A 2,968-nucleotide genomic window follows, 5' to 3' on the forward strand; every position below is an offset into this window, starting at 1 on the left:
GAACGCAGATAGACCTCCGCAACAGACAAAATCCGCCCCAACGAACCGAGATACACCCCTCCAGACGACCCAACGAACCGAAATAGCCCAGCCACCGCACTTCAGCACGACCCAACGAACCGAAATACGGCATCTCACGAGTCGACAGAAACCCCAACGAACCGAGATATTCCGTCCGCCGCGCCCCAACGAACCGCGATACGACGGCCCGCCGTCGTTGCCCCGCGCCTCGGCGCGCTTCCGCACGGCGACGTGAAACCCGCCAGCGCACTCCGAACCAAACCCCCCGAACCAAAACCACCTGAGCCAAAGCCGCCCAGACATGGCAAGGGTCCGACGCCGCATGAGAACCGGCCCCGAAAAGGGGTAGGAGGGCACGGCGGCCCGCACATCCGACCAAAGCGGCCCGCACATCCGCGGCCGAAACCGCCCGCACATCCGACCATAACCCGGCTCCATCCACCGAGTTATGCACATCGCGCGGCCGCACGATACCGGGTTATCCACTTATCCACCGTCACGGCACCGTTCGCGGCGGCCCCGCGCCAAATGGCCCTATGCTCACAGGCATGTCCGATGAATCACTGTCATTGCAAGCGCTCACCGAGACCAAGCGCCGCTGCTTGCACGGGTGCGCGGAAATCCTGAGCCGCACGTCGAAACATCCCATATGGGCGTTGTCGACCGCGCTGAAACTTCAGTCCATCGAGACCCCGCGCCGGGATGCCGTCCCCGGGAACGGGCGCGATGCGATCGCCGTGGTGCGCAATGCCAACGCGCGCCATCATCTCCAGCGGCTACGGCTGGTGACATGGAACCGCCCGTTGGACGTCGTGACCGTGGAGCGGAGCTTCGAATGCACGTCGCCGGTGTGCACCTGGGCCATGTACGCCTCACGGCTGAGCATGGAGGAGCTCGTCGTACTCGGCGACTCGATGATGCGCCGCGACCGCAGGCTCAAGCGCGCCAGCCTGGATGAGTTCACGGCGTCCCTCGACATGGCCCGCCGTTGGGCGCAGGAGCATGGCCAGCGGCTGTTCCCCGGGTATCACCAGTGCCGGCAGGCGTTGTCGCTGATGCGCGAAGGCACCGACTCCTCCCCGGAGACCTGGTCGCGTCTGGGCATCATGCGGTACGGCATGGACTGCCCGCAGGTGAACCATCCGCTGCGCATCGCCCAGGGACGCACCTTGTTCCTGGACATGGCCTACCCCGAGGTCAAGGTCTGCATCGAATACGACGGCATGCACCATTCCGGCCAATGGCTGGCCGACACCCAGCGCCGCCATGCCGTCGAAGACGAAGGCTGGCGGTACGTCCAGGCGACCAAGCTCGACCTAGGCACCCCGGCCGCCGAAGAGCAGCTGGCACGACGCGTCGCCGACGCCATCGGGCAGGCCACGGGCAGGCAGGTGCCGCTGACTGCCAGGCTGCCCATCAGCGCGCTGTGCGACGCCCGCGCACGCCGGCGTAGGCCGCTCTGGCAGCGGCTGGACATCGCCCCCCGGCCGTGAGCGGCCCCCGCCCCAGCCCCAGCCCGGCCCGTCCCCTACAGGCGGCTGTGGGTGACGCGGCCCGCGACCATGGTGAGGGCCACCTGCCCGGCCATCGCGCGCATCGCCTCCGGCGTCGCCGCCGCGTGCGGGTCGCGGTCGAGGAGGATGAGGTCGGCGGGGTCGCCCACGCACAGGTCCGTCCGACCGGTGCCGGTGGACGCGGCCATCGCCACGTCCAGCGGCAGGCGCTGCTCGGGCTGGAACGGCTCGCGATCGGAGGACTCGGTGCCGAACACCGCGGCGGACACCGCCATCCACGGGTCCAACGGCGCCACCGGGGCGTCGGAACCGAAGAGCAGACGCGTGCCCGCGTCGTACAGGGAGCGGAACGGGTACGGCACGCCGGCGGGGTGGGCCCAGAATCGGCCGATGACGTCGCGGTCGTCCATCGCGTGCTGCGGCTGCACGCTGGCCGCCAGCCCCAGCGCGGCGAGGCGGGGGATGTCCGTGGGCTTGAGCATCTGCGCATGCTCGATGGAGCCATGGGCGCGCGTGCGCTCGGCCGCGTCGAGCACGATGGTGTTCGCCTCGTCGCCGATGGCGTGGCAGGCGATCGCGAAGCCGTGGTCCGTGGCCAGACGCATGTAATCCTCGATCTGCTCCGGCGTGTAGCTCAGCACACCGCAGGTCGGCGGCTCCACGCCCGAATACGGGGTGGAACAGTAGGCCGAGCGCGTGTTGAGCGAGCCGTCGGAGATGAGCTTCATCGCGCCCACGCGGCCCAGCCCGTGAGAGCCGGGCAGCGCCATGCCGCCGCGCCAGCCCGCATCGATAGCCGCGCCCAGGCGCTCCGGGTAGGTGCCGGCGTCCACGCGCAGCCGGTCGATGCCGGCGGCGAAACGGTGGATCCAGGAGTCGATGTTCTCCGCCATCTCGTAGTCGCGCACGCCCACCACGCCCTTGCCGGCGGCGTCGGCCTCGGCGCCGCGCAGCAGGCGGTCGGTCTCCTCGGCCGCGCCCGGCGCCTTGTCGAACTCGCAGTAGGCGCGGAACCACTCCTGCTCGCCCACCAGGCCGTCGGCGCCGACATGCACGCCCAGCAGGCGCGCGGCCGCGGAATTCACCCAGCCGCAGTGCATGTCCGCGCTGGACAGGGCCACCGGCTGGTCGCCGGAGGCCGCGTCGATGGCCGCCAGCGTGGGCTGGGCGTCGTCGGCCCACAGGGAGTGGCGGAAGCGCATGCCCACCACGAAGGCGCCGGGGTCGAGGGTGCCGGCGGCGCGGCGCTCGTCCAGATGCCGGCGCAGCATCGCCATCGCTTCGTCGGCGGACTTCGCATCGATGAGGTCGAGGCGGCCCAGGGTCTTCGCCCATTGCGTGAAATGCGTGTGGTGGTCCCACAGGCCGGGCATCGCCCAGCGGCCGTCCGCGTCGATGACGGCCGGGGCGGCCGGGGCCGAGCCGGCCGTCAT

Annotated in this window: 2 protein-coding genes; one reads left to right on the forward strand and one right to left on the reverse strand. The window is 70.2% G+C overall.

The window, feature by feature from the left end; translation table 11 throughout:
- Nucleotides 1-569: 569 nt before the first annotated feature.
- The gene (locus H7U32_RS09255; RefSeq protein WP_239457664.1) at nucleotides 570-1,514 is read left to right on the forward strand and encodes a hypothetical protein; all 945 of its coding nucleotides are present in this window, start codon (nucleotides 570-572) and stop codon (nucleotides 1,512-1,514) included.
- Nucleotides 1,515-1,549: 35 nt separating this feature from the next.
- Here the strand turns inward: H7U32_RS09255 and H7U32_RS09260 are convergent, their stop codons facing one another.
- On the reverse strand, nucleotides 1,550-2,968 hold the full coding sequence (locus tag H7U32_RS09260; RefSeq protein ID WP_204469778.1) for an amidohydrolase: 1,419 nt from the start codon (nucleotides 2,966-2,968) through the stop codon (nucleotides 1,550-1,552).

The organism is Bifidobacterium pullorum subsp. saeculare (genome assembly GCF_016899725.1).
GTDB classification, from domain to species: Bacteria; Actinomycetota; Actinomycetes; order Actinomycetales; family Bifidobacteriaceae; genus Bifidobacterium; species Bifidobacterium pullorum_C.